22 protein-coding genes and 1 pseudogene are annotated in these 24,786 nt (G+C 67.7%); 18 read left to right on the forward strand and 5 right to left on the reverse strand.

Translation table 11 applies throughout. The features are described from left to right. Positions 1–295: 295 nt before the first annotated feature. The 4 genes from pucL to ACFVVK_RS01235 all read left to right on the forward strand — a co-directional run bounded on the left by pucL (position 296) and on the right by ACFVVK_RS01235 (position 5,176). Positions 296–1,204 (forward strand): factor-independent urate hydroxylase, encoded by a 909-nt coding sequence (gene pucL / locus ACFVVK_RS01220; protein WP_390262271.1) that lies wholly within the window; start codon positions 296–298, stop codon positions 1,202–1,204. A 152-nt stretch (positions 1,205–1,356) separates the two neighbouring features. After that, on the forward strand, positions 1,357–2,955 hold the full coding sequence (gene aceB, locus ACFVVK_RS01225; RefSeq protein WP_390262274.1) for a malate synthase A: 1,599 nt from the start codon (positions 1,357–1,359) through the stop codon (positions 2,953–2,955). 3 nt (positions 2,956–2,958) lie between these two features. Further along, the gene (locus tag ACFVVK_RS01230) at positions 2,959–4,317 is read left to right on the forward strand and encodes a DUF6986 family protein (RefSeq protein WP_390262277.1); all 1,359 of its coding nucleotides are present in this window, start codon (positions 2,959–2,961) and stop codon (positions 4,315–4,317) included. Positions 4,318–4,363: 46 nt separating this feature from the next. Continuing rightward, positions 4,364–5,176 (forward strand): bifunctional allantoicase/(S)-ureidoglycine aminohydrolase, encoded by an 813-nt coding sequence (locus tag ACFVVK_RS01235; RefSeq protein ID WP_390262280.1) that lies wholly within the window; start codon positions 4,364–4,366, stop codon positions 5,174–5,176. An 80-nt stretch (positions 5,177–5,256) separates the two neighbouring features. Here ACFVVK_RS01235 and ACFVVK_RS01240 read toward each other — a convergent pair whose 3' ends face one another. Further along, on the reverse strand, positions 5,257–6,663 hold the full coding sequence (locus ACFVVK_RS01240) for a DUF222 domain-containing protein (RefSeq protein ID WP_390262282.1): 1,407 nt from the start codon (positions 6,661–6,663) through the stop codon (positions 5,257–5,259). Positions 6,664–6,852: 189 nt separating this feature from the next. Next, on the reverse strand, positions 6,853–7,650 hold the full coding sequence (locus ACFVVK_RS01245) for an IclR family transcriptional regulator (RefSeq protein WP_390262284.1): 798 nt from the start codon (positions 7,648–7,650) through the stop codon (positions 6,853–6,855). A gap of 132 nt (positions 7,651–7,782) precedes the next feature. On the opposite strand from ACFVVK_RS01245, the gene ACFVVK_RS01250 reads away from it, so the two are divergent. The 8 genes from ACFVVK_RS01250 to ACFVVK_RS01285 all read left to right on the forward strand — a co-directional run bounded on the left by ACFVVK_RS01250 (position 7,783) and on the right by ACFVVK_RS01285 (position 15,170). Beyond that, the gene (locus tag ACFVVK_RS01250) at positions 7,783–8,286 is read left to right on the forward strand and encodes a tripartite tricarboxylate transporter TctB family protein (RefSeq protein ID WP_390262286.1); all 504 of its coding nucleotides are present in this window, start codon (positions 7,783–7,785) and stop codon (positions 8,284–8,286) included. A 2-nt stretch (positions 8,287–8,288) separates the two neighbouring features. Beyond that, positions 8,289–9,791, forward strand: coding sequence for a tripartite tricarboxylate transporter permease (locus tag ACFVVK_RS01255; protein ID WP_390262288.1), 1,503 nt, complete (start codon positions 8,289–8,291; stop codon positions 9,789–9,791). Between the two features lie 70 nt (positions 9,792–9,861). Further along, positions 9,862–10,866: a tripartite tricarboxylate transporter substrate binding protein gene (locus ACFVVK_RS01260; protein WP_390262291.1), complete on the forward strand. Its 1,005-nt coding sequence runs from the start codon at positions 9,862–9,864 to the stop codon at positions 10,864–10,866. Positions 10,867–10,977: 111 nt separating this feature from the next. Continuing rightward, positions 10,978–11,610 (forward strand): RraA family protein, encoded by a 633-nt coding sequence (locus ACFVVK_RS01265; RefSeq protein ID WP_390262294.1) that lies wholly within the window; start codon positions 10,978–10,980, stop codon positions 11,608–11,610. Positions 11,611–11,675: 65 nt separating this feature from the next. Then, complete coding sequence (locus ACFVVK_RS01270; RefSeq protein WP_390262297.1) at positions 11,676–12,458, forward strand: DUF1932 domain-containing protein; 783 nt, start codon at positions 11,676–11,678, stop codon at positions 12,456–12,458. A 79-nt stretch (positions 12,459–12,537) separates the two neighbouring features. Further along, the gene (locus tag ACFVVK_RS01275) at positions 12,538–13,875 is read left to right on the forward strand and encodes a TRAP transporter large permease subunit (protein ID WP_390262299.1); all 1,338 of its coding nucleotides are present in this window, start codon (positions 12,538–12,540) and stop codon (positions 13,873–13,875) included. A 12-nt stretch (positions 13,876–13,887) separates the two neighbouring features. Then, a complete protein-coding gene (locus tag ACFVVK_RS01280) occupies positions 13,888–14,163 on the forward strand; it encodes a hypothetical protein (protein ID WP_390262302.1) in 276 nt (91 codons plus the stop codon). Further along, complete coding sequence (locus ACFVVK_RS01285; protein ID WP_390262304.1) at positions 14,160–15,170, forward strand: cyclase family protein; 1,011 nt, start codon at positions 14,160–14,162, stop codon at positions 15,168–15,170. The genes ACFVVK_RS01280 and ACFVVK_RS01285 overlap by 4 nt, the downstream gene beginning before the upstream one ends. 28 nt (positions 15,171–15,198) lie before the next feature. Here the strand turns inward: ACFVVK_RS01285 and ACFVVK_RS01290 are convergent, their stop codons facing one another. Then, a complete protein-coding gene (locus ACFVVK_RS01290; RefSeq protein WP_390262307.1) occupies positions 15,199–16,083 on the reverse strand; it encodes an aminoglycoside phosphotransferase family protein in 885 nt (294 codons plus the stop codon). 195 nt (positions 16,084–16,278) lie between these two features. Between ACFVVK_RS01290 and ACFVVK_RS01295 the strand changes: the two genes are divergently transcribed. Both ACFVVK_RS01295 and allB read left to right on the forward strand, forming a co-directional pair. Further along, on the forward strand, positions 16,279–17,079 hold the full coding sequence (locus tag ACFVVK_RS01295) for a hydroxypyruvate isomerase family protein (RefSeq protein ID WP_390262309.1): 801 nt from the start codon (positions 16,279–16,281) through the stop codon (positions 17,077–17,079). 264 nt (positions 17,080–17,343) lie between these two features. Further along, a pseudogene (allB, locus tag ACFVVK_RS01300) lies at positions 17,344–18,678 on the forward strand (allantoinase AllB); the annotation flags it as partial. 92 nt (positions 18,679–18,770) lie between these two features. Here allB and ACFVVK_RS01305 read toward each other — a convergent pair. Continuing rightward, entirely contained in the window at positions 18,771–19,763 is a 993-nt protein-coding gene (locus tag ACFVVK_RS01305; protein WP_390262312.1) for a serine hydrolase, read from the reverse strand. A 138-nt stretch (positions 19,764–19,901) separates the two neighbouring features. Between ACFVVK_RS01305 and bcp the strand changes: the two genes are divergently transcribed. Further along, complete coding sequence (bcp, locus tag ACFVVK_RS01310) at positions 19,902–20,381, forward strand: thioredoxin-dependent thiol peroxidase (protein ID WP_390262315.1); 480 nt, start codon at positions 19,902–19,904, stop codon at positions 20,379–20,381. 52 nt (positions 20,382–20,433) lie between these two features. On the opposite strand, the gene ACFVVK_RS01315 is transcribed toward bcp, so the two are convergent. Beyond that, positions 20,434–21,282 (reverse strand): class I SAM-dependent methyltransferase, encoded by an 849-nt coding sequence (locus tag ACFVVK_RS01315; RefSeq protein ID WP_390262317.1) that lies wholly within the window; start codon positions 21,280–21,282, stop codon positions 20,434–20,436. 100 nt (positions 21,283–21,382) lie between these two features. Here ACFVVK_RS01315 and ACFVVK_RS01320 point away from each other — a divergent pair, with 100 nt between their 5' ends. The 3 genes from ACFVVK_RS01320 to purM all read left to right on the forward strand — a co-directional run bounded on the left by ACFVVK_RS01320 (position 21,383) and on the right by purM (position 24,699). After that, the gene (locus ACFVVK_RS01320) at positions 21,383–21,760 is read left to right on the forward strand and encodes a hypothetical protein (RefSeq protein ID WP_390262319.1); all 378 of its coding nucleotides are present in this window, start codon (positions 21,383–21,385) and stop codon (positions 21,758–21,760) included. A 66-nt stretch (positions 21,761–21,826) separates the two neighbouring features. Next, on the forward strand, positions 21,827–23,533 hold the full coding sequence (purF, locus tag ACFVVK_RS01325) for an amidophosphoribosyltransferase (RefSeq protein ID WP_390262321.1): 1,707 nt from the start codon (positions 21,827–21,829) through the stop codon (positions 23,531–23,533). Continuing rightward, the gene (gene purM, locus ACFVVK_RS01330; RefSeq protein WP_390262324.1) at positions 23,530–24,699 is read left to right on the forward strand and encodes a phosphoribosylformylglycinamidine cyclo-ligase; all 1,170 of its coding nucleotides are present in this window, start codon (positions 23,530–23,532) and stop codon (positions 24,697–24,699) included. Before purF ends, purM begins: the two co-directional genes overlap by 4 nt. The last annotated feature ends 87 nt before the right edge of the window (positions 24,700–24,786 follow it).

Genomic DNA, 24,786 nt, shown 5'->3' on the forward strand with positions numbered 1-24,786 from the left:
GAGACGGGAACGCCAGGGCGGATGCGACGATGACCAGACTTCAGCATGTGCCTTGCAGGTGCGCCTGGTGGGCAGCCTCCCCGGGGTCGGGCTGCCCGCCGCTGGCAAGATCGACAGTAGCACCGGGACGTCCGGCCGGCGCCTGCATTTCGGCGGAACCCCGGTTTCGATCTATGAATTTCTGCCAGCAGTCAAGGTCGCGGCCGCGCGGCCACAACCGGTTTTCCGGAAAGTCATGTACACCTTAATTCCATGTGGGACTCTGGTGCCACATCCTGAAGTTGGGAACCAGACCATGAGCAACAAGATCGTCCTAGGCCACAACCAGTACGGCAAAGCGGAAGTCCGGGTCGTCAAGATCACCAGGGACACCGACCGCCATGAAATCGAAGACCTGAACGTCACCTCGCAGCTGCGCGGGGACTTTGCAGCCGCCCACCTCGACGGCGACAACAGCCATGTGGTGGCCACGGACACCCAGAAGAACACCATCTACGCCTTCGCCCGGGAGGGCATCGGCTCCCCCGAGGCCTTCCTGCTCCGGCTGGGCAAGCACTTCACCTCGAGCTTCGACTGGGTCAGCGGCGGCCGCTGGGCGGCCGAGTCCTACAAATGGGACCGGATCCAGGCCCACGGAACCGGGCACCGCCACTCCTTCGTCCGCAGCGGCCAGGAAGTCCGTACTGCTGTCCTGGTCCGCGACGGCGCAACCGAACACCTCATCGCCGGGCTCAAGGACCTCACCGTACTGAAGTCGACCCAGTCGGGCTTCAGCGGCTTCCCGCGGGACAAATACACCACCCTCCCGGAAACCGCTGACCGCATCCTGGCCACCGAGGTATCCGCCCGCTGGCGCTTCAAGACAGGCACCGATTTCGGCACGCTCGACTTCAACAAGAGCTACGACGAGGTCAGGAGCCTGCTGCTGGAAGGCTTCAGCGAAAACTACTCCCACGCCCTGCAGCAGACCCTTTTCGACATGGGCGCCAAGATCCTGGAAGCGCACCCCGGAATCGACGAGATCAAGTTCTCCATGCCCAACAAGCACCACTTCCTTGTCGACCTCTCACCATTTGGCCTCGACAACCCGAATGAGGTCTTCTTCGCCGCTGACCGTCCCTACGGCCTGATCGAGGCCACAGTCCAGCGAGACGACACCGCTCCTGCAGAGATCGCCTGGAGCGGGATTGCCGGCTTCTGCTAGACCGTCCGGCCTTGCTTCAGATACAGGCCCCCCACGTCACCGGCGAGGAACACGTTGCGCCCACGGCCAAGGACGCTAATGTGTTCGCCATGGCCAACCGACCCCGGAGGTCGGCCCGGCGATCGCTCCATTCAAGCCCGAAAGGACCAGAAATGGCTCTCACCGTCACCGATCCCCAGCCCGTCGACCGGGCCGGGGAAATACTGACACCGGAAGCGCTCGCCTTCGTCGAGGAACTTCACCTCCGCTTTGCCGGGACCCGCGACGAGTTGCTCAAGGCCCGCGCCATCAAGCGCGAGCGCGTCGCCCGGACCGGCCGCCTGGACTTCCTGCCGGAGACCCAGGAGATCCGCGACGCCGATTGGAGCGTCGCTCCGGCGCCCGCGGCGCTGCAGGACCGCCGGGTTGAGATGACCGGACCGGCCGCCCCGGCCAAAATGGCGATCAACGCGCTGAACTCCGGCGCGAAGGTGTGGCTCGCCGACCTTGAGGACGCCAGCACGCCCACCTGGGCCAACGTGGTCGAATCGATCCTCAACCTCCGCGACGCCGCAGACGGAACCCTGAAGTACACCTCGCCCGAAGGCAAGGAGTACGCGCTACGCACCGACGGTCCGCTCGCCGTCGTAGTGGCCCGTCCCCGCGGTTGGCACATGGGGGAACGGCACCTGCTGATCAACGGGGAACACACCATCGGCGCGCTGGTGGACTTCGGTCTGCACTTCTTCCACACCGCCCAGCGGCTCCTGGCAAACGGTCACGGCCCCTACTACTATCTGCCCAAAATGGAGAGCCACCTTGAGGCACGGCTCTGGAACGAGATCTTCGTCTTCGCCCAGGACTTCATCGGTATTCCGCAAGGCACCATCCGCGCCACCGTCCTGATTGAGACCATCCCGGCGGCCTTCGAGATGGACGAGATCCTCTACGAACTCCGCAACCACGCCTCAGGTCTGAACGCCGGCCGCTGGGACTACCTGTTCAGCATCATCAAGTACTTCCGCGACGCCGGTGAAAGCTTTATCCTGCCCGACCGCGCTTCGATCGTCATGACAGCGCCGTTCATGCGTGCCTACACCGAGCTCCTGGTCAAGACCTGCCACCGCCGCGGCGCCTTTGCCATGGGCGGCATGGCAGCGGTGATTCCCAACCGGCGCGAACCCGAGGTGACCGCGCAGGCCTTCGAGAAGGTGCGGGCGGACAAGACGCGCGAGGCCGGCGACGGCTTCGACGGCTCCTGGGTGGCGCACCCGGACCTGGTGCCGGTCTGCCAGGAGGTGTTCGACTCCGTTCTGGGCCAGCGGCCCAACCAGATCGACAAGCAGCGGCCCGAGGTCAGCGTCACCGCCGACCAGCTGCTGGACATCCGGTCCGCCCGGGGCCAGGTGACCGAGGCCGGCCTGCGGCTGAACCTCTACGTGGCCATGGCCTACACCGCCGTCTGGATCTCCGGAAACGGCGCCGTGGCCATCCACAACCTGATGGAGGACGCGGCGACGGCGGAAATCTCGCGGTCCCAGGTCTGGCAGCAGATCCGCAACAGTGTGGTGCTGGCCGACACCGGACGCACGGTCACCCGCGAGCTCGTCTCCGCCATCCTCGCCGAGGAAACTGAGAAACTGCGCGGTGAGGTGGGCGAGGAAGCCTTCGCCCGGCACTACCAGCCCGCCAGCCGCCTGATCGGTGAGATCTGCTTGTCGGAGGACTACACCGATTTCCTCACCACCCCGGCGTACGAGCTGGTGGGCTGAGGCATGGCAGACGCCTCGGCCAGCGGAGGGCCGCAGGCACAGGCACAGCGCCAGGCACACCGCCAGGCAAGGAGTCAGGCGAGGAACCTGGGTCCGGGAACGCTTGCCCTTTCCGGGGCGGACCTCGCCCGGATCGACGCGCAGCTGGCCGGCACCGACCGGCTGCTCGAGCGCAACTACCCGGGCGACGACGGATCCCGCCAGCCGGTGCACACCGTCTACGTTCCGGCCGACCGTTTCAGCCCCGGGTTCGCCGCCGACTGGGGCGCCATGGCCGTGGCCGCGGCGGAGGCCCGCGGCGGGATCGAAAGCCTGTGCGCGCTGCTGGGCCAGGACACCGAACTGGCCGCCGCCGTCGCGCCGCGCGTCCGAGCCAAGCTGGCCCGCGAGCCGATCGAGGACCTCCGCCTGGACTTCGAGGACGGATTCGGGGACCGCGGCGACGACGCCGAGGACGACGCCGCCCTCGCCGCGGCGTCAGCGGTGGCTGCGGCCGTCGCTACCGGCATCGCGCCGCCGTTTATCGGCATCCGCTTCAAGTGCTTCGAAGCCGCCACCCGCGCCCGGGGCCTGCGAACCCTGGACCTCTTCGTGTCACAGCTGGCCGCCGCCGGCGAACTCCCCGACGGCCTCATCCTCACCCTGCCCAAGGTCACCACCGTGGCACAGGTGGAGGCCATGGACTTCGCCGTGTCCCGGCTTGAGGAAGTCCACTCCTTGCCCGCGGGCCGGCTCCGCTTTGAGGTGCAGGTGGAGACGCCGCAGCTCGTCCTAGGCCCGGACGGCACCTCGCCGGTGGCACGCCTGCCGCACGTGGTTCCCGGCCGGATCAGCGGTCTGCACTACGGGACCTACGATTACTCGGCGTCGCTGCAGATTTCCGCCGAATACCAGTCCATGGAGCATCCGGTGGCGGACTTCGCCAAGGAAGTCATGCAGCTGGCCGTGGCGGGCACCGGGATCCGACTCTCCGACGGCTCCACCAACATCCTCCCGGTGGGCGACAACGTGGAGCAGGCCTGGCAGCTCCACGGCCGGCTGGTCCGCCGTTCCCTGGAGCGCGGCTACTACCAGGGCTGGGATCTCCACCCGGCCCAGCTGCCCAGCCGGTTCGCCGCGACCTATGCCTTCTACCGGCAAGGGCTCCCCGCCGCCGCGTCCCGGCTCCGCAGCTACGTGGAGCAAACCGGCGGCGGCGTCCTGGATGAACCAGCCACCGCCCGTGCCCTGGCAGCCTTCGTGCTGCGCGGCGTCCAGTGCGGCGCCGTCGGTGCCGACGAAGTCCCGGCGCTGGCCGGCGTCGGGCTCCCCCAACTTACGGCACTGGCCCATCCGCGGGGGGCCGGCTCCCCCGGCCCCTGAGCACGCCTCCTCCTGGGCACACCTCCTGAGCAAAAGGAACGCACGCATGAGCAACTACTTCTACCCCGAGGGCGGGCTTCCGCCGCAGACCCAGATCCTCTCCGACCGCGCCGTGGTCAAGGAGGCCTACACGGTCATCCCCAAGGGCGCGCTGCGGGACATCGTCACGAGCAATCTGCCGGGCTGGACCAACACCCGCTCCTGGATCCTCGCCCGGCCCATCGCCGGATTTGCCACCACGTTCTCGCAGCTGATCGTCGAGGTGGGCCCGGGTGGCGGCTCCGCGAAACCCGAACCGGAGGCCGGCGTCGAGGGCGTTCTATTCCTGACCAGGGGCGCGCTGGCACTGACCCTCGACGGGGAAATCCACCGGCTCGGCGAAGGCGGCTACGCCTACCTCGCCGCGGGGGCGCAGTGGTCCGTGGCGAACGAGACCGGCGAGATCGCCAGCTTCCAGTGGATCCGGAAGGCATATGAGCGGCTGGCGGGCCACACTGCGAAATCCTTCGTGACCCGCGACCAGGACGTCGAACCGCGGCCGATGCCGGGCACCGACGGGGCCTGGGCCACCACCCGCTTCGTGGATCCGGATGACCTCGCGCACGACATGCACGTCAACATCGTCACCTTCAAACCCGGGGCCTCCATCCCGTTCGCCGAAACCCATGTCATGGAGCACGGGCTCTTCGTACTGGAGGGCAAGGCGGTGTACCGGCTCAACGACGACTGGGTGGAGGTGGAGGCCGGCGACTTCATGTGGCTGCGTGCCTTCTGCCCCCAGGCCTGCTACGCCGGCGGCCCGGGCAACTTCCGCTACCTGCTGTACAAGGACGTCAACCGCCAGATCCGTCTGACCTAAGTTTTGCAGGCTGTGTGAGGAGCAATCGGCCCCTCACACAGCTGAACTCTGGTATTTCGTTGATCTGGTGCGGCCGGGTTTTAGGCGGCCGTGAATGATGCCCAGTCAGGAAAGGGATCGACTGGCAACGGCGGGTCGAAGCTTTCGAGCTCATGAGGCCAGTCCGGTGGTTCCCAGTCCTGGTATTCGCTGCGGTAGTAGCGACCCGAGGGCGAGATCCAGCCGGGTGGTTCATCCCGGGTCGCCTCAACCGGTTCCCAGCGTGTGGTGTGTTTGAGGCGGTGGTGCTTGCGGCACGGCTGGCCAAGGTTGGAGATGCCCGTGCCCCCGCCGTCGGACCACGCCAAGAGGTGGTCGCCCTCGTTGTCCAGGGAATGGTTGTTGCAACCGGGGAAAGGACACCGTCCGTCTCTCAGCCGCAGCCATTGGCGCATCGCCTTCGGAATCCGGTAGCTGGCCCGTCCGATCTCCAGCGGCGCGCCGCTGCGCGGATCAGTCAGCACCCGCATGAACGACTCGGCGCCCTCTCCGACAAGCCGGCGGGCCACGCTCGCCGGGACGGGCCCATACCCGTCCAGCACAGCCGGTTCCTCTCCGGCACCCAGGAGCGATAACACCGGAACGGTGATGAGCACTTGGGCCGTTGGCGACGGCGTTCCTTCCGCGACACCGCGCAGGAGCCAGTCGGCGGCGACGTCCGCGCGCAGCTGCGTCAGCGTCCGCGCCTCGTCCGGGCCCTGCAGTGCGCGTGCTGCTTCAGTGGCCCGGGACCAGATGCCTTCCGCCGCATCCGCGGGCAGGTACGAGGCAAGCCAGGCCATCCCGTCCCGGTCCGGGACGCACTCCAACCGACGGTCCAGGGCACTGCGGCGGTGTCGTTCCTCGATACTGACCGGGTGGTGCCGTTCCCGCCACCTGCGTGCCTTGGCCCGAAACCGGGACGGCACCAGCTCTCCGGCAGGGCAACCGCGCGCGGCCCCGGGAGCATCAGGGTCCAAGAAATGGCCTTCTAGGGCAGCAGCGGCCGCGGGCTCCAGCCCAGACGTTTCGTCGCACATCACCCGCGCGTGCTGCCAGGACAGGGTGCCTGCTTGCAGCCCGGCAAGGGTCCGCTGCAACACCGTGGTCAGGGCAGTGGATTCGGCCAGAAGCGCCGCGGCCGTTGCTTCACTCACTGTCAGGGCGCAGGCAACCTCGGCCCTCACGGCCATCTCTTGGGCGGTGCGCTCCTGCGGGGACTCCGCCGGCTTTGCCATTGCTTCTGCAGCGCTGGCGTATCCGGCGGTGAAGTGGACTTTCAGAGCGGCAAGCCGGGCCTCCATCCTGCCCACCTCGGCCATGCCGTCCAGGCACGCGTCCGCCTGATCGCGGAGCGGGTCAGCACTCGTCGAAGCTGGGTCCCCGGCCCGGTGTCCGGCAAGGGCAGCCAGCGCGGAGACGGAGGTCTCGATGGCCTCCACCGTCCCGACAACTGCCGTGCCTTCCATACCAACAGCATTTCAGCGACCACCGACAAAATAGCCGCAGTGCCGGAACCGTAGGATGCACTCACCTCCACGGTGGCTGGTGGCATTGATGCCGATTCGAAATCCGCCTTCCGGTACGGCGCCGGTCACGCGCCCGACGAATGCGCTGTTAACACTAAATACGTTCGAACCGCCCCCATGCGGTGACGCTCAGTAGGCGGTCCCCTCGAGCAGTTCCGCGAGGCGTGCCGCCGCGCGGCGCAACTCCGGGATGCCCGCCATCAGGCCGTCCTCCGTGACCGCTTCCACCGGACTGGTCAGGGCGATGGACTCGCTGGGCAGCCCGGACCTGCTGATGGCGATCGCGACCGAGAGCACTCCTGTGGCGCGTTCGTCGGCCGAGTAGGCGTAGTCCGTTCCGGGTTCGGGAAGGCGCGCTTTGAGCTCGGCCAGGCTGAAGGTTGGCGGTTCGTGTCCGGCGGCCACCGCGGCCTGCACCACTTCCTGCAGATGGCTGTCCGGGGCGCCCGCAAGCAGGATCTTGCCGGCGGCGCCGACGGTGAGCGGAAGCCGCTTGCCCAGAGGCATGTCGTACCGGAGCGGGGCGTCGCCGTCGACGCGTGCTACCAGGATGCGCTCGTAACCAAGGCGGGTGTACAGGGAGGCGGTCATTCCCGTCTGCGCAGCGACTTGCTGCAGCACCGGACGCGATGATGTCACCAGGGGGTCGTTCTCCAGGTAGCTGCGCGCTGCGGGAAGCACGGCCGGCCCGACCCGGTAGGTCTTGTCGATCTGGCTGACCATGCCGAAGTCCTGCAGGACGCGCAGGATCCGCAGTGTCGTCGGCAGGCTCATGCCACAGGTCCTCGCCAGGTCGCTCAGCCGCTGGGGCCGGTCGGCCCGCTGCAACTCGGCGAAGACTTCCATCGCCCGCGAGAGCGAGCGCATGTTCGAAGGCTTGGAGCCGTCTTCCGCTGCAGCGCCGGATCGTGTGCTGGTGGCCGTCATTCTTTCATTCTATGTAACTTCCCGTCCGCTGAGGACCGCTTGACACTCCCTGTGGGCCGTGTCACTATTTCTTCTGACGAAATGTTCTTTCATAGAATGAAATGAACGATCACGGAATGTAAGAAGGAAACGATGACAACGGAGTCACTACTGACAGAGCCCGGGCGCGCCGTGCGCATCGCCCCGTCGGTGCTTTGCGGCATCGGCGCGTTTACCGCCGTCGGCGTCTATGTTCTGGTCAGCTCGGTCGGCCTGGGCCTGTGGACCTCGCTGGGACCCGGTCCCGGACTGTTCCCGTTCGCCATGGGCGGCGTGCTGGTCGCCATGTCCGCACTCTGGCTGGTCCAGGAGCTGCGCCGACCGAGCGAGCGGGCCGAGGCAATCGACCGGGGCGTGGTGACCTCGGTCGTGGTCAGCCTTGTTGTCCTGGCGTCCGTCATGGACCTGCTGGGCTTCCAGCTGAGCATGTTCCTGTTCCTGCTCTATCACCTGAAACTGCGCGGCCGCCGGACCTGGGTGTCCTCGCTGATCATCGCCCTGGCCGGAAGCGTCGGCGCGTTCTATGCCTTCAACTACGGGCTGAACGTCGCCCTTCCCGTGTCGGCCTTCGCTCCGCTGAACCTGATCGGACTCTAGACGTGGACACAATCAACGAACTGCTCGGCGGCTTCGCCACCGCCATGACCTGGCAGAACCTCCTCTTTGCCTTCCTGGGCTGCCTGCTCGGCACCATCATCGGAGTCCTTCCCGGCGTCGGCCCCGTGGCCGGCGTGGCGCTGCTCATCCCGCTCACCCTGAACCTGGATCCCGCCGGCTCGATCATCATGCTGTGCGCCATCTTCTACGGCACCCAGTACGGCGGCACCATTACCAGCGTCCTTCTGAACACCCCGGGGGAGGCGTCCTCGGCGATCACCACCATCGACGGCTACGCCATGACCAAGATCGGCAGGGCCGGTGCGGCGCTGACGCTGGCCGCCGTGGGATCCTTCGTCGGCGGGACCATCGCCACCATCGGCCTGGTCGCGGCCGCCAAACCCCTGGGTGAACTGGGTCTGCTCGTCGGGCCGCCGGAGTTCTTCGCGCTCATGGTCGTCGGGATCTCCCTGCTGGTGGCCCTGGCCGGCAAGTCCATGGTCAAGGCCATCATCTCCGGCGCCCTGGGCCTGCTGATCTCCATGGTCGGCATCGACCCGGTGGCCGGCGCGCCGCGCTTCACCTTCGGCATGGACCGGCTCCTGGACGGCGTCAGCTTCGTCGCCGTCATCGTCGGCGTCTTCGGACTCTCCGAAATCCTGTCCTACCGCAAGAACGCGGAGACCCCGCTGGTCCATGCCCCCGGCATGCGCTCCCTGCTCCCGACCCGGACGGAATGGCGCCGCAGCGCCCCCGCCATGGCCCGGGGCACCGGTGTCGGCTTCGGTCTCGGCCTCATTCCGGGCATGACCGGATCGGTCTCCTCCCTGCTGTCCTACGCCGCGGAAAAGAAGTTCTCCCGCTTCCGCCACCAACTCGGCAAGGGCGCAGTGGAAGGCGTCGCCGGCCCCGAAACAGCGAACAACGCCCACGCCAACGCCGCACTGATCCCGCTCTTCACCCTCGGCATCCCGGCATCCCCGACCATCGCGGTGCTGATGGGCGCGTTCCTCCAGCAGGGCCTGACCCCCGGGCCCGCCCTGTTCACCGACCACTCCGAGATCGCCTGGGCCATCATCGCCAGCCTCTTCATCGGCAACGTGCTGCTGCTCCTGCTCAACGTCCCCCTCGTCGGCCTGTGGACCTCCATCCTGCGCGTTCCCGCCCCCATCCTGACCGCCCTGATCCTGCTCTTCATGGTCATCGGCGCCTACACCATCAACTTCAGCGTCTTCGACGTCTACGTCATGATCGGCTTCGGCCTCCTCGGCCTGGCCCTGAGGAACCTGGACATCCCGCTGGCACCGATGGTCCTCACCCTGGTGCTGGGCCCGCTGATGGAACGCTCCCTGCGCGAATCCCTGGAAATCTCCCAGGGCGACTTCAGCGTCTTCACGAGCCGCCCCATCTCCGCCGTGCTGATCGGCGTGGGCGTGCTGATCATCTGCAGCCCCCTGCTCAAGTTCCGCAAACCCAAGGCCCTCACCGAGGACCCCGAAGCCTAAACCCGATTCATCCCCACATCCGAGTACCAAACAACCGTTTAGCCCGCACATCCCTTCAAAGGAGAAGACCTTGTCACGCAAGAAAATAACCGCCGCCATCGCCGCAGCTGCCCTGCTCGCCCTCACCGGCTGCGGCGCCAACGCCAGTGCCAACAATGCAGCCTCTGGGGACGACTTCCCGAAGAAGGGCAAGTCCATCGACCTCATCGTCGCCTTCTCCTCCGGCGGAGCCGTGGACACCGCGGCGCGGCTCGTCCAGCCGATCCTGGAGAAGGAACTCGGCACCAACGTCGAGGTCATCAACAAGCCCGGTGCCGGCGGCCAGATTGGCTACACCGCACTGACCAGCGCCAAGCCCGACGGGTACACCATCGGCGCCACCGGCTCCCCGTCGGTCGTCGTCTCCCCCCTGGACCCGGCCCGCGGCGCCAAGTACACCCGCGCCAGCTTCCAGCCCCTCGGACGCCAGGTTATTGACCCTGCAGTGATCGCCGTTAGCCCGGACAGCCCCTACAAGACGCTGAAGGAACTCCTCGACGCCGCCAAGGCGCAGCCGAAATCCATCACCGCCAGCACCACCGGCCTGCAGACCGGCGAACACTTCGCCCTCGCCCAGATCCAGGAGACCACCGGCGCCCAATTCGCACCCGTGCACTTCTCCGAAGGAGCCTCCCAGGCCACCACGGCCTTCCTCGGCAAGCACGTCAATGTCCTCGTGGCGAACGTCAGCGACGTGACCGACCTGACCAAGCAGAACAAGGCACGCGTCTTGGGCATCATGACCTCCGAACGCGCCGCCTCGCTGCCGGACGTCCCCACTTTCAAGGAATCCGGTTACGACGTCGAAGCCGGCACCGTCCGCGGATACTCGGCCCCCGCCGGGCTGCCTGACGCCGTCGCCAAGAAGCTCGAAGCCGCACTGCAGAAGGCCATCGAGGACCCGGCCGTCAAGGAAAAGATGAGCGCCCTCGGCCTGCAGACCAGCTACCTCTCCGGCGGCGACTACGAGAAGTTCTGGGCCGGACAGGAAGCGGACTTCAAGAAGGTCCTGCCCCTGGTCCAGAAAAAAGACTGATTCCAGATAAACGACTGATCGAAGAAGGACTGGGCGGAGCAGGACCAATCCCTCCGGGACATAGCCTGCCCCGCCCAGTTCCACCCCGACACCCTTAGGGAAAACACCGCTATGACAACCCCCGCCCTTCAGGACGCTGACACAACCTTCACCCGCCCGGACCAGGAACTCGTCGACCGGCTGGCCAAGCTGCCCGCAGCCAACATCGGCGATGCCATGGACCGGCTGGGAGTGGCGGACTCGGCGATCCAGGCCATCTGGCCCGGCGCGAAAATCGCCGGACCCGCCTTCACCGTCTGGACCCGCCCAGGTGACAATCAGGGCATCCATGAGGCCCTGAAAACGGCCCAGCCCGGGGACGTGATCGTCGTGGCTGGCGGCGGCGACGAGTCCCGCGCCCTCCTGGGCGAGCTGATCGGCGAGCGCGCCATCAACCTCGGGATCGCCGGATTCGCCCTCGACGGCGCGGCTCGCGACGCGGAAGCCCTCGGTGAAATCGGCATGCCGGTCTTCGCCCGGGCCGTCACCCCCGCCGGTCCCTACAAGAACGGGCCCCACCGGATCGGTGGCCCCGTCGCCTTCGGCGGCGTTCCCGTCCTACCCGGCGACATCATCATCGGTGACTCCGACGGCGTCGTGGTCATCCCCTTAGAGCAGGCGGCGGCCGTGGCGGAAGCGGCGGAAGCCGTGTTCGCCGACGAGACCAACCGCCGGGCCGCCATCATCGCCGCCCGCGGCCAGTAACCCGCCACCAGCAAGAAATCGCCGTCCGGCGGCAGCCAGAACCAGTACGTAAGGAAAGAAAAACCATGACAAAGTGCACCATCATCGGCCTGGGCGAGGCAGGAGCAGCCTACGCCGAGGCACTGGCTGCCGCCGGCCATCAGGTCACGGGATTCGACCCCGTGGCCCCCTCCACCCCTGGAATCGTCCGGGCAGCCACGGCCGCTGAAGCGTGCCAGGGCGCCGAGATTGTTCTGGTGCTCACCGGCGCGGCCGCTGCCCGCAGCGTCGCGCAGGATTGCCTGCCCGTACTTCCGGCAGGCAGCACCTACGCCGACCTCACCTCGTCCTCCCCCGCGGTCATGCAGGAACTCAGCCAGCTGCCCAGCCAGGCGCTCTTCGCCGACGTCGCGATCCTCGGTCCCGTCGCCGCGCTCGGCGCCAAGACCCCGATCATGGTCAGCGGCCCGGGATCGGCCGCGGTGGCAGAGCTGCTGACGCCGCTGGGCACCGACGTCGAAATTGCCGACGGCGGTCCGGGGGCCGCGATGTCCCACAAGCTGCTGCGCAGCGTCCTGATGAAGGGCCTCGCCTCGATCGTTGTCGAGGCCGTCACGGCCGGCCGGGCCGCGGGCCTCGAGGAATGGATCCGGGAGCAAATCGCCCGCCAGCTCGCCGGCGACGGCCAGGCAGTCATCGACCGGCTCATCACGGGAACGTCCAAGCACGCCGTCCGCAGGTCCCGGGAAATGCAGGACACGGCAAACTACCTTGCCGAACTCGGCGTCCCGGCAGAAATGACGGAGGCCTCGGCTGCAGCGCTGACACGCATCGCGGCAGCGCCGGCCCCGGAGGCTGCCCTGCGCTAGACGCGCATGAGGCAGAATCTATGAATAGGGAATCAACGATGAACCCGAAAACAAACCCAAACCCCGAAGGAGCAGCCCGATGACCGGCATCTGGGCTCTTGGAGCCTACCTGGCCGTCATCCTGCTGTGGACGACCGTCATCAAACGCAGTGTCGGCGAAGCGATGCTCCTCGGGTTCCTCGTTGTCCTTCCGTTCACCGGGGCGGCCGCCGCCCAGACCGGCTGGAACGCCCTCTACGCGGCCGTGACCGACGAGATCGTCTACGCCACCATGGCGTTCGTCTTCATGGGCTACCTGCTGGAATGGACCGGTGTTCTGGACCGGCTCATCGAACTGCTGAACTCCCTGATCGGCGGGGTCAAGGGCGGCCCTGCCTGGGTTTCCACCATCGCCTCGGCCGGGCTGGGCGGCGTGGTCCACAACCAGGCGGCGATCGCCGCCACCGTGGGTTCAGTGACTATCCCGTGGATGGAAAAGTCCCGGCTCGACAAGCCGTCCGCGGCAACGCTCGTGGCAGGCAACGCGGGAATGGGCATTACCTTCCCGTTCAGCGCGTCCATGTTCGTCTTGGTCGGATCGGCCACCGTCGGGCCGCTGCTTCAGATCAACGATCTTGTCATTCCGCTCCTGATCGGCGGGCTCTGGTGCTTCCTGCACCGCATGATCATCACGTATGTGCTGATCCGCCAGTCCAACATGGCACCCGTTGATTCGGCGGATCGAACGCCCGTCCGCCGGGCGTTCGCCCAAGGCTGGGCCACCATGCTCCTATTCATCGTTGTGGCCGTCCCGCTGATCATTACCTCCGGGGCCATCGCCGACTTCCTGTCCGGCTGGACTGGCTCCGACGTGACCAAATCCGTCAGCGTCATCGTCTGGATCCCCGTGGTACTCATCATCACCGGCCTCATTCTGGGACGGCGGGGGCTGCCGCGCGGCAGGAAGGCTTACTGGGACCTCCTGCAGCAGTCCGCGCCACGTTTCGGCGTCGTCGGCGTCACGGTGGTTTTCGCCTTCGCCGGTGCCAACGCCCTGGCAGCCACCGGACTGCCCAAGCAAATGACGGCCTTGCTGAACCAGTTCAACCTGCCGCTGTGGCTGCTGGCCATCCTGATCGGACTGATTGTCATTGCGGTGGCCGCGCCGCTCTCCGCGACGGCGACCATGGCCGCCGTCGGAACCGTGGGCGTTGCCACCCTCGTCGCCGCCGGTGTGCCGGCAACCACCGCGGCAGTCGCGGTGCTGGTGTTCTCCTCCTGCGAGGCAGCAGTGCCGCCCGGCGGCGCCCCCTTGTACGTCGCGTGCGGCATCGCCGACGTGGACCCGATCAAGACCTTCGCCCGCCTGTTCGCCCTCTATGCCCTGCCGCTGCTCGCCATCGGGGTGCTGATTGCCGTCGGCGTCCTCCCCGTCTAAGGAACAGTAAAAATGCCGAAGCTTCGACGCACCATCAACGCCGTTTTCGTCATCAGCCTGGCGGCGCTCCTCATCGCCGGAATCGTTTTCGTTGCGGGACAGGCCCTGGCCCTGCTCACCGGGCAGGGCGACTGGCTGGCAATCCTCAACGACGCCGTCAAGGGTCCGGCGTGCATCGCCGCCTCCGTCTGCGCTATCGCCGGGTTCCTGCTCAGCTACGGCACGGAAGAAAAGAGGACAGAAAAAAAGAAACGGGACCAGCCGCAGCAGGAAGTACGCCTGCCATGACGGCCACCGACGCGGGCACCGGCACCGGCACCGGGGGCACAACCTACCCGTCCCACCAAAAACTGCTGGAACGCCCCGGCCACCTCGCCGGCACCTCTTGGGGCCTGTTTCCCGACGCCGAGCGCGGCACCCCGTCCTTCATCCAGTCCCGGACAATCAAGGAGGCCGCCAGCTGCATCCGGACCGGGACCGTCTTCGGCCTGGACTACCCTGCCGACGCATTCGATCCCGGGATGTCCCTGAAACGACGGGCGCCCCGGCACACTATCTACTCCGCGCACCCGGCCCACCGGGACGACTATCTCGACGGGTACTACCTCCAGGGATCCACCCAGATCGACGGGCTCCGGCACCGCAGGGCCGACGACGTCGGCTTCTACAACGGCACGCCGGACGAGGAAATACGCGAAGGGACAGCCGCCCTCGGAATCCAGGTGTGGGCCGAGCAGCCCATCGTCGGCCGCGGCGTGCTGCTGGACGTCGACGGCTACTGCAGGGACCAGGGCACGCCAATAGACCATGCCGCCGGGCAACCCCTCAGCCTCGGGCTCATCCAGGCCGCCGCCCGCGCGCAATCCCTCACCCTCCAGCCGGGCGACATCCTGATGCTGCACACAGGCTGGTGCGAATGGTTCCTTGCGCTCCCGGCCGAGGACAAAAACACCCTCCGCGACCGCCGCCGGGCCACCGGCATTGAACAATCAGCAGAGTTCGTCGCCTGGGTCTGGGACACCCAGCTCGCCGTCCTCGCCGCGGACAACTTTGCCGTCGAATGCCTCCCGCCAGTTGCTGCCAGCCCCTACCACCTCACCGCACCCAACGACCACGGCATGATGCACCAGCAGTTCCTCGCCAAACTCGGCCTCCCCCTGGGCGAACTCTGGAACCTCGGCCCGCTCAGCCGTCACATGAAGGCCGCCGGCAGCTGGGACGCACTTGTCACCATCAAGCCGCTGAACATCACGGGAGCAACCGGGTCGCCGGCCAACGCCACAGCCGTAACCTAGCTCGGGGCCACGGGGAACGCGGGCGGGCTCAGCCTTCCAGCACCTGCCGGATCCCGAACTCGCCCACGGCGAACATCCGCGGATTGTCGTCGGAATTGCTGAGCATGGCCGTCGACAGGACCAGAGCCCAGCCCCGGGCCCTCGTCCAGGTGTCCCGGTCGACCGAGGGGCCAAAGGCGCCAATGAAGCGTCGGCGGGCGCCGGCGTCGAACATCAGCCATCCCACGGCGAGATCGACAGCCGGATCCCCGGCCCCGACGTCGCCGAAATCGATCACGCCGGCCAGGGATCCGTCGGCCCCCAGCAGAATGTTGCCCGGATGCAGGTCCCCGTGGAGCATCATCGCCGGGCCCTCCCACGCTTCGGCGGCGCAGGCCCGCGCCCACAGCACCCGCAGTTCCGCTGCCTGCGGGTAGCATTCCCTGTCCCCGAGCCGTTCCCGTACGGCCGCATCACGGTCCGTGAGCGGCACACCCCGGAAAGGATTCACCGGGACGCCTGCGCCGGCGGGCACATGGAGGGACATCAGGAAAGCAGCAAGGCCTGCGGCGGCCGGGCCGCGCTCCGCCGGTTCGACGTCGGCCGCCGGGGCGCCGGGAACCCACCGCACGATGCTCCACGGCCAGGGAAAGCCCGGCGTCGGCTGGCCGGCATGGACGGGGACGGGCACCGGGACCGGCGAGCGCTCGGCGACGCCGGGAAGGTACCGCTGCTCGTGCAGGATCAGCGGCACGGCCTCGGCACGGCGGGGCAGCCGCACGGCGAGATCGTTCCCGAGCCGGAACGTCGCGTTGTCCCAGCCGTTGGCGACCCGCACCGGCGCGCGACCGGCGAGGTCGGGCCGTTGGTCCCGAACGAGGGAACGGACGACGGCGGCACTCACCTCCACGGTGGCCGGTGGCATTCCTGCCATAAGGGGACCCGCCTTCCTTGTCGATTACACCTGCCCTCAAGATACGCTGGCCCGGCGGCTCACCGTCCTGAACGGGGTCTTCAACCGCGGGGAGGACAGCCGGCCGAGCGCTAAAGTGACTTCGACGGCAGCCCGGGAAACAACGCCAACCGCGGACCCCCGGAGCCGCTCCGGCCCCAGCCCGAAGGAACCACAATGACGTACTCCGTGAACTGCTCCATCCTCCTGACCGAACTTCCCCTGCTGGAACGCCCGGCCGCGGCGAAGGCTGCCGGTTTTGACGCCGTCGAATTCTGGTGGCCCTTCGAAACCTCCGTCCCCACCGACGCGGAGACCAGCCGCTTTGAGAACGCCATCACCGACGCCGGCGTCCAGCTCACGGGCCTGAACTTCAATGCCGGCGACATGCCCGGCGGAGACCGCGGCCTGGTGTCCTGGATCGGCCGCGGATCCGAATTTCAGGACAACGTCGACGTCGTCGCCGGGATCGGCGGCCGCCTCGGCTGCACCGCCTTCAACGCCCTCTACGGCAACCGCCAGGAGGGGCACTTGCCGGAGGAACAGGACGAACTGGCCGTAACCAACCTGGCGGCCGCCGCTGCCGGCGTCGCCCGGATCGGCGGGACTGTGCTGCTGGAGCCGGTCAGCGGCGCACCCCGCTACCCGCTGCTGACCGCGGCGGCCGCGCTCGGCGTCATCACCCGGGTCAAGGACGAAACTGGCACGGAGAACCTCAGGCTCCTTGCTGATTTCTACCACCTGTCGGTCAACGGCGAGGACGTCGGCGCCGTCATCGAGGACCATGCCAGGGACTTCGGCCACATCCAGATCGCCGACAGCCCGGGTCGCGGGGCCCCCGGATCCGGGAACCTGCCGCTGGGCGAATGGATCAGCCGCAGCCGCGAACTCGGCTATGCGGGCCACATCGGCCTCGAATACAAGGAACCCGCCGAGACCGCCTTCGCCTGGGCCATCCGCCCGCACGTCGCCGGTTAGTCCCCACCCGCACCCGGGCCCTTTCCTCCGGGTAGCTACTTCATCGGGCCGTCCGGGGGCACATTGACACGAAAAGTAGGCCCGCCGTCGGCGTTTCCCATCCGAAGGACCCTCAATGTCCCCCCGGACCGCACAGGGCTTCCTTCAGCACACCCAAAAGAGCAGAAGGTTTCCGGATTGCGGCGGGTCTACCCGCTGGCCTCGCTGGAGGCCAGAGTAGAAATGTGCATAGTCGAAGCAGGTCCCCGTAAATGGAGTCCCTGAATGCCTGAAGACAGCTTTGACCTCGTCATCCGGGGCAAGCGCATTCTCACCACCGCCGGCATCGCGGCGCGTGAAGTCGGTGTGCGCGGCGGCGTGGTCGTCGCCATCGAGCCGCTCGGCGGCGCCCTGACCGGCACGGAGGTCCTGGAACTCGCCGACGACGAAGCGCTCCTCCCTGGCCTCGTGGACACGCACGTCCACGTCAACGAGCCCGGCCGCACCGAGTGGGAGGGCTTCGCGTCCGCCACCCGGGCCGCCGCGGCCGGTGGAGTCACCACCATCATCGACATGCCGCTGAACTCCATCCCGCCCACCACCACCGTGGAAGGGCTCAAGCTCAAGCGCGAGGTGGCCGAGGACCAGGCGTTCGTGGACGTCGGGTTCTGGGGCGGTGCCGTGCCCGGGAACAAGCCCGAGCTGCGCGGCCTGCACGACGAGGGAGTGTTCGGTTTCAAGTGTTTCCTGCTGCACTCCGGCGTGGACGAGTTCCCGCACCTGGAAGCGGACGAGATGGAAGAGGACATGGCCGAGCTCAAGTCCTTTGACTCGCTGATGATCGTCCACGCCGAGGACGCCCACACGATCGACCACGCACCCCGGCCGGGTGGGCACCACTACGCCACTTTTCTGGCCTCCCGTCCCCGCGGTGCCGAGAACAAGGCCATCGCCGAGGTGATCGAACGCGCCCGCCGGACCGGCGCGCGGGCGCACATTCTGCACCTGTCCTCGTCGGACGCGCTGCCCATGATCGCGGGCGCCAAGCGCGACGGCGTCCACCTCACCGTGGAGACCTGCCCGCATTACCTCACGCTGACGGCGGAGGAAATCCCCGACGGGGCCACCGCCTACAAGTGCTGTCCGCCGATCCGCGAGGCCGCCAACCGTGAGCTGCTCTGGGCCGGCCTGCTGGACGGCACCATCGATTGCATCGTCTCGGACCACTCCCCGTCCACCCTCGACCTCAAAGACCTGGAAAACGGGGACTTCGCGGTGGCCTGGGGCGGCGTCTCCTCGCTGCAGCTAGGCCTGTCCCTGATCTGGACCGAGGCCCGGCACCGCGGGATCCCGCTGGAGCAGGTGGTGTCCTGGATGGCCGAGAAGCCGGCCGCGCTGGCACGCCTCGCCAACAAGGGCCAGCTCGCGCTGGGCTCCGACGCCGACTTTGCCGTCTTCGCTCCCGACGAGGCCTACGTCGTGGATGTCTCCAAGCTCAAGCACAAGAACCCCGTCACCCCCTATGACGGCAAGGCGCTGTCCGGCGTCGTCCGGCAGACGTTCGTGCGCGGCACTCTGGTCGACGGCCGGACGCCGGCCGGCAAGCTGATCCGCCGTGGGGTGTCAGCGCCAGGCAACCCCGGGCGGCCCGAGCCCGGCGCCAACGGAAAGCCCCGGCAAAGCGTGCACGGCGCGGACTTAGCACGGCCAAGCTAAAACAGGGTGCCGGCTACCGTCTTAGTGATCTGACGGATTACCTCGCTGCGTTCCGGATCGTCGGTGAGGCCTTCGCCCTTGGTATAGATCACCAAGGCGTAGGCGGTACCGCCCTGGGCGAGGATGCCGACGTCGTGCAGTTCGGCGTTCAGCAGTCCGTACTTGTGGAAGACCGTGATTCCGTCCGGCACAGCGGCGGGAATGAGCGTTTCGTAGTTGGTGTCCTGCATGTAGGACAGCAGCTGGGCGGTGTCCTCGGCGTTCAGAAGTGTTCCGGAATAGACGCCGGCCAGGATGGTGGCCATTTCGGCAGGGGTCAGCGTGTTGGTTTCCGGGTCGTAGTCGACACCGATCGACGCCGCGTAGTTGGTCAGTTCCGCGTGGCCCACAGCGTTCATGATCAGCGACCACGAGTCGTTGTCGCTTTGCTGGATCATTTCGCGGAGCTGGAACCCGGATGTGTAAGCCCCCAACGGGTCATCGAGAGTGGCGGCGCCGGTTTCCACCAGGTGGTAGTAGGCTGCGGCGGCCAGGACTTTGGCGGTGCTGGCCGCAACGAACGCATCCCGGACCCCGTACTCGTGGACATCGCTCGCGGAGCTGACCCCGGAGGACACGTCCACCAGTGCCACACCGATCTGGTACTGGCTGTTGGCCTCGAGAATGGCGTTGATTTTCGAGTCCAGCGCGGCGTCGATGGGCGCCGCAGGGGCAGTCGCCGGGGCCGACGCGCTGGGGCCGGCTGACGGCGAAGCGCTGCCGCCCGCCCCGGGACTGCCTGGGTTGAAACCGGTGGCCGCCGCCGTCGTTCGCGCCTCCGCGGTCGAGAAGAAGCCGCCCGCCAGCGCGACGGCGAGTACCGCGGCGCAGGCCGTCCAAACCAGGACACGCGGCCGCCCGGCCAGCCGGCCGGGCCGGCTGCCCTCGGTTCTGCCGTCTGGGGTGCGCCGGGATCCGACTGCTCGTTGCCGTGGCGTGTGCTGTTCCATAGTGGTTCAACTTTAACTGCAGCAGCTATGCCTGAGCTTTGAAAAGGCTGTCATGATGGGCTCGGCCGGCGGAATACAGTCTGCGATGCCGGTGTTGTGCACCACATACCCGTTGTCCCCTCCCTGAAGGATCACCCCATGAGCGCCACTCGGACCGTCAAGCTCCAGCCCGGCACGCCGGCCCCGGAATTCACCCTGCCCGACGCTGCAGGCAAGCCCGTGTCCCTGGCCGACTACCGCGGCAAGAACGTCATTGTGTACTTCTACCCGCAGGCCGCGACCCCGGGCTGCACCACCGAAGCCTGCGACTTCCGCGACAGCCTGTCCTCCCTGCAGGGTTCGGGCTACGAGGTCCTGGGCATCTCCCCCGACGCCCCCGAGGCCCTCGCCCACTTCACCGGCGACTTCGCCCTGACCTTCCCCCTCCTGGCCGACGAGGACCACGCGGTTGCCCTGGCCTACGGCGCCTGGGGCGAGAAGCTGGTCGCGGGCGAGATCACGGAGGGCATCGTCCGCTCCACGGTGGTGCTGGACCCTGAGGGCAAGGTGACGCTGGCGCAGTACCAGGTCAAGGCCCAGGGGCACGTCGCCGCGCTGAAGGAAGAGCTCGGCGTCTAGTTCTCCGGGCGGCTTCTTCTCCGCCCCGCACCGCCGCGAAAACCCCCGCCGCTTATGGCTTCGTCCCGGCCACCACCGTGGCCGTGGACCTGAGCCGGATGGCGCCGTCGTGCTCGTAGCGGCCCAGCAACTGGAAGACGTCCGAGCGGATCAAGGCCCGCGACTCCTCGTCCGCCTTGGCCAGCCCCGTCGCCATGGTGGTCGCGATGTCAGTCATGAACTCCCAGTAGCTCTCCGGGGATTCGTGCACCAGGTCGGTGCTGACCTTGTACTCCGCCACATCCGCGAGCCCGGCGTCCCTGAACATGCGGGTCATGAACCCGGTGGGTGCGCAGCGGAACAGCCCGGGACTTCCCACCGGCGGAATGGGCAACTCGCGGTGCCTGGCAATTGTGCCCAGGATCAGGCTGGCCCACGGGTTCTCCGCAGCCCGTCCCCAGACGACGGCGCCAACCCGGCCGCCAGACCGGGCGGTCCGGACCATCTCGCGCATGGCCGCGGACATCACGGGGAAGAACATGAAACCGAAGCGGCAGTACACGGCGTCGAACGCGCTCTCGTCAAAGGGCATCGCGGCTGCATCGCAAACCTCAAAGTCCACATTGTTCAGGCCCCGGGCCGCTGCCTTCTCCCGGGCCACGCGCAGCATCCCGGCGGAGATGTCGGCGAGAACCACACGACCGTCCTGTACCTGCTCGGCCGCGTTGAGTCCGGGTTCCCCCGAGCCCGCCGCCACATCCAGCACCCAGGCGTCGGGCCGCAGCCGGACTTCCTGGAGCAGGGTCGCGCCGAAGGGGGCATGCCAGCCGAGCAGTTCAGCGTCCCACTTCTTCCAGCCCGCCGAGAACTCATCCCAGATCAAACGCTGCTCGTCGCGAATACGGCCGGCCGAAGCTAACATGGCGGTTCCTTAGCTCGTCTGCACCTGACCCTCCCCCACACCTAGTCTGCCCCGCGAATTAGTCCCCGGCAATGAGTCGAAGGGCAGTAGGCTTAACAGCATGTCTCCCCATGAAACACCCGGCTCCGCAGGCACCGACCCCCAGCGGGAACCAGCCCCGGGCACCGTCCCGGAGCGCCGCCAGGTCACCGTCCGCCGGGCACCGAAGTACGTGCCTTTCCTGATCCTGGGCGGGCTCGTGGGCGTAATCGTCGCCGCCGTTCTCGCCTACACGCTCCCCGGTGATGCCAGCTACGACAGCGGCTCGGTCTTCGGCTTCTTCATGGTTCTTTGCGCGGCCGGCGGCGTCATCCTCGGTGCCGTGGCGGCCCTGGTGCTGGACCGGATGAGTGTCCGCCGGGCCGAACGCGCCGTCGTCGAGCCCGTCCCGGACTCCGCTCCTGAAACCCCGGAGGCCGACGGCGGGAACCGCGCCTGAGTTGGGCGGCAGGTCATAATCCGGCCGCCGGAAAAGTCTTAGCGCACATCATGAGATAATCGACCAGTGGCACGCGGCGATGGAAAACTTTCTCATGATCTTCTCCCGGGCGAAAAAGGCCCCCAGGACGCATGCGGCGTCTTCGGGGTCTGGGCACCCGGTGAAGAAGTAGCAAAACTTACCTATTACGGGCTGTATGCACTGCAGCACCGCGGTCAGGAGTCGGCTGGCATTGCGACCAGCGACGGCAAGCGGATCAACGTCTATAAGGACATGGGCCTCGTATCCCAGGTCTTCGACGAGGCGACGCTGAACACCCTGACCGGGCACCTGGCCGTCGGCCACTGCCGCTATTCCACAACGGGTGCGAGCCACTGGGCCAACGCCCAGCCCACCCTCGGCGCCACTTCCACGGGCACCGTGGCGCTGGCCCACAACGGCAACCTGACGAACACGGCCGAACTCAAGGCCATGATCACGGACCGCAACGGCGGCAACCTCAGCGGCGAAATGAAGCAGGGCAACACCTCGGACACTGCGCTGGTCACGGCGCTCCTGGAGGGTGAAGAGGGCAAGTCCCTCGAGCAGACCGCCATGGAACTCCTGCCCAAGATCAAGGGCGGCTTCTGCTTCGTCTTCATGGATGAGGGCACCCTCTACGCCGCCCGCGACACCTACGGCATCCGCCCGCTGTGCCTCGGCCGGCTGGAGCGCGGCTGGGTGGTCGCCTCCGAGCAGTCCGCCCTGGCCACGGTCGGTGCGAGCTTCATCCGCGAAATCGAGCCCGGGGAATTCATCGCGATCGACGAGGACGGCGTCCGAGCCCGGCGCTTCGCCGAGGCCACCCCGGCCGGCTGCGTCTTCGAATACGTGTACCTCGCCCGCCCCGACGCCGCCATCGCCGGCCGTTCGGTCTACGAATCCCGTGTGGAGATGGGCCGCCAGCTGGCCCGCGAGAACACCCAGGAAGCGGACATCGTCATTCCGGTGCCGGAATCCGGCACCCCCGCCGCCGTCGGTTACGCCGAGGAATCCGGGATCCCGTTCGCGCACGGCTTCGTCAAGAACGCCTACGTGGGCCGAACCTTCATCCAGCCGTCGCAGACCCTGCGGCAGCTCGGCATCCGACTGAAGCTCAACGCCTTGGAATCCGTGATCCGCGGCAAGCGCGTAGTGGTGGTGGACGACTCAATCGTTCGCGGCAACACCCAGCGTGCCATCGTCCGGATGCTCCGGGAGGCCGGGGCCGCATCCGTGCACGTGAAAATTTCCTCGCCGCCGGTGCAGTGGCCGTGCTTCTACGGCATCGACTTCGCCTCCCGCGCGGAACTGATCGCCAACGGCGCCACGATTGACGAGATCTCCCAGGCGATCGGCGCCGACTCGCTCGCCTACATTTCTGAGGATGGCATGATCGACGCCACCCGGCAGCCGCGCGAACGCCTCTGCACCGCCTGCTTCACCGGCAAGTACCCGATCGAGCTGCCCGGCGCCGACAAACTCGGCAAGAACCTGCTGGAGCGCACGGACCTCGGCGGTCTTCCCGGCCCCACCGCAGCTGTGCCCGGCGCGGCTCCTGCCGCTTCCGCGCAGGCCGCTGCGGCACCGTCTGACGGTTCCGACGCCGACCCCGGCGCCGCGATCTCCGCGGACGAGGATCCGGCCGAGAAGGCCGGCGCCACGGGCTGCGACCCGGGGCCGGACTCGGAATTCGAAGAACTGCTCACCGATGCCGACCGCGTCACCACAGCCGACAAGAAAGAGCCAGTATGACTTCCGCCTCCCCGGCCGCTGACATGAACGCCGCCCAGAACTCCGGCATCACCTACGCCTCCGCCGGCGTCGACGTCGAAGCGGGAGACCGCGCCGTCGAACTCATGAAGGATGCCGTCAAGGCAACCCACAACGCCTCGGTGATCGGCGGCGTCGGCGGGTTCGCCGGCCTCTACGACGTCTCCAGGCTGCTGACCTACAAGCGGCCCCTCCTGGCCACGTCCACCGACGGCGTCGGCACCAAGGTGGCCATCGCGCAGGCCATGGACATCCACGACACCATCGGCTACGACCTCGTCGGCATGGTGGTCGACGACATCGTGGTGGTGGGCGCCGAGCCGCTCTACATGACCGACTACATCGCCTGCGGCAAGGTGGTGCCCGAGCGCATCGCTGACATTGTCCGCGGCATCGCGGCCGCCTGCTCGGTCGCCGGCACCGCCCTGGTGGGCGGCGAAACCGCCGAGCACCCCGGCCTGCTGGGTGAGCACGAGTACGACGTCGCCGGCGCCGCTACCGGCGTCGTCGAGGCCGATGCCCTGCTCGGCCCGGACCGTGTCCGCGCCGGCGACGTCGTGATCGGCATGGCCTCCTCCGGCCTGCACTCCAACGGCTACTCCCTGGTCCGCCGCGTCATCAACCACGCAGGCTGGGCCCTGGACCGCCAGGTCTCCGAACTCGGCCGCACCCTGGGCGAGGAACTCCTCGAACCCACCCGCGTCTACGCGGCGGACTGCTTGGACCTCGCCCGCACTTTCCCGGTCAACGCCGGCGCAGGCGGGAAGGCCGTCCACGGCTTCAGCCACGTCACCGGCGGCGGTCTCGCGGCCAACCTGGCCCGCGTCCTTCCGCAGGGCCTGCTGGCCACCGTTGACCGCGCCACGTGGGAACTGCCGGCCATCTTCAAGCTGGTCTCCGAGCTCGGCAACGTGCCCCTCGCCGACCTCGAGCGCACCCTGAATCTGGGCGTGGGCATGGTCGCCATCGTGTCCCCGGAAGCCGCGGACGCCGCGGTGAACCGGCTCAACGACCGCGGCCTGCCGTCCTGGATCATGGGCACCGTGGAGGAGAACTCGGATTCCATCGTGAAGACGGGCCCGGATTACGTCCAGGGCGCCAAGGGTGTCGACGGCGGCGCTGTCCGCCTGGTCAACGCCTACGCCTAAGCCCGAGGTCTCCCGCGAGGCACGCACCGGGTGCTCCAAATCGGCCCCTTAGCAAGGGGGCCGGTGGCTGGGCCCACGCCGGCAGGG

This window comes from Arthrobacter sp. NPDC058192 (genome assembly GCF_042883665.1).
GTDB lineage: Bacteria > Actinomycetota > Actinomycetes > Actinomycetales > Micrococcaceae > Arthrobacter.

Bases quoted from the DNA above. Each gene is read 5' to 3' on its own strand.
- ACFVVK_RS01285 (WP_390262304.1), top strand. From the start codon at position 14,160: ATGACGGCCACCGACGCGGGCACCGGCACCGGCACCGGGGGCACAACC.
- ACFVVK_RS01305 (WP_390262312.1), bottom strand. From the start codon at position 19,763: ATGGAACAGCACACGCCACGGCAACGAGCAGTCGGATCCCGGCGCACC.
- pucL (WP_390262271.1), top strand. From the start codon at position 296: ATGAGCAACAAGATCGTCCTAGGCCACAACCAGTACGGCAAAGCGGAA.
- bcp (WP_390262315.1), top strand. From the start codon at position 19,902: ATGAGCGCCACTCGGACCGTCAAGCTCCAGCCCGGCACGCCGGCCCCG.
- ACFVVK_RS01230 (WP_390262277.1), top strand. From the start codon at position 2,959: ATGGCAGACGCCTCGGCCAGCGGAGGGCCGCAGGCACAGGCACAGCGC.
- ACFVVK_RS01250 (WP_390262286.1), top strand. From the start codon at position 7,783: ATGACAACGGAGTCACTACTGACAGAGCCCGGGCGCGCCGTGCGCATC.
- ACFVVK_RS01280 (WP_390262302.1), top strand. From the start codon at position 13,888: ATGCCGAAGCTTCGACGCACCATCAACGCCGTTTTCGTCATCAGCCTG.
- ACFVVK_RS01265 (WP_390262294.1), top strand. From the start codon at position 10,978: ATGACAACCCCCGCCCTTCAGGACGCTGACACAACCTTCACCCGCCCG.
- aceB (WP_390262274.1), top strand. From the start codon at position 1,357: ATGGCTCTCACCGTCACCGATCCCCAGCCCGTCGACCGGGCCGGGGAA.
- ACFVVK_RS01315 (WP_390262317.1), bottom strand. From the start codon at position 21,282: ATGTTAGCTTCGGCCGGCCGTATTCGCGACGAGCAGCGTTTGATCTGG.
- ACFVVK_RS01295 (WP_390262309.1), top strand. From the start codon at position 16,279: ATGACGTACTCCGTGAACTGCTCCATCCTCCTGACCGAACTTCCCCTG.
- ACFVVK_RS01320 (WP_390262319.1), top strand. From the start codon at position 21,383: ATGTCTCCCCATGAAACACCCGGCTCCGCAGGCACCGACCCCCAGCGG.
- purM (WP_390262324.1), top strand. From the start codon at position 23,530: ATGACTTCCGCCTCCCCGGCCGCTGACATGAACGCCGCCCAGAACTCC.
- ACFVVK_RS01275 (WP_390262299.1), top strand. From the start codon at position 12,538: ATGACCGGCATCTGGGCTCTTGGAGCCTACCTGGCCGTCATCCTGCTG.
- ACFVVK_RS01270 (WP_390262297.1), top strand. From the start codon at position 11,676: ATGACAAAGTGCACCATCATCGGCCTGGGCGAGGCAGGAGCAGCCTAC.
- ACFVVK_RS01240 (WP_390262282.1), bottom strand. From the start codon at position 6,663: ATGGAAGGCACGGCAGTTGTCGGGACGGTGGAGGCCATCGAGACCTCC.
- ACFVVK_RS01290 (WP_390262307.1), bottom strand. From the start codon at position 16,083: ATGGCAGGAATGCCACCGGCCACCGTGGAGGTGAGTGCCGCCGTCGTC.
- ACFVVK_RS01245 (WP_390262284.1), bottom strand. From the start codon at position 7,650: ATGACGGCCACCAGCACACGATCCGGCGCTGCAGCGGAAGACGGCTCC.
- ACFVVK_RS01235 (WP_390262280.1), top strand. From the start codon at position 4,364: ATGAGCAACTACTTCTACCCCGAGGGCGGGCTTCCGCCGCAGACCCAG.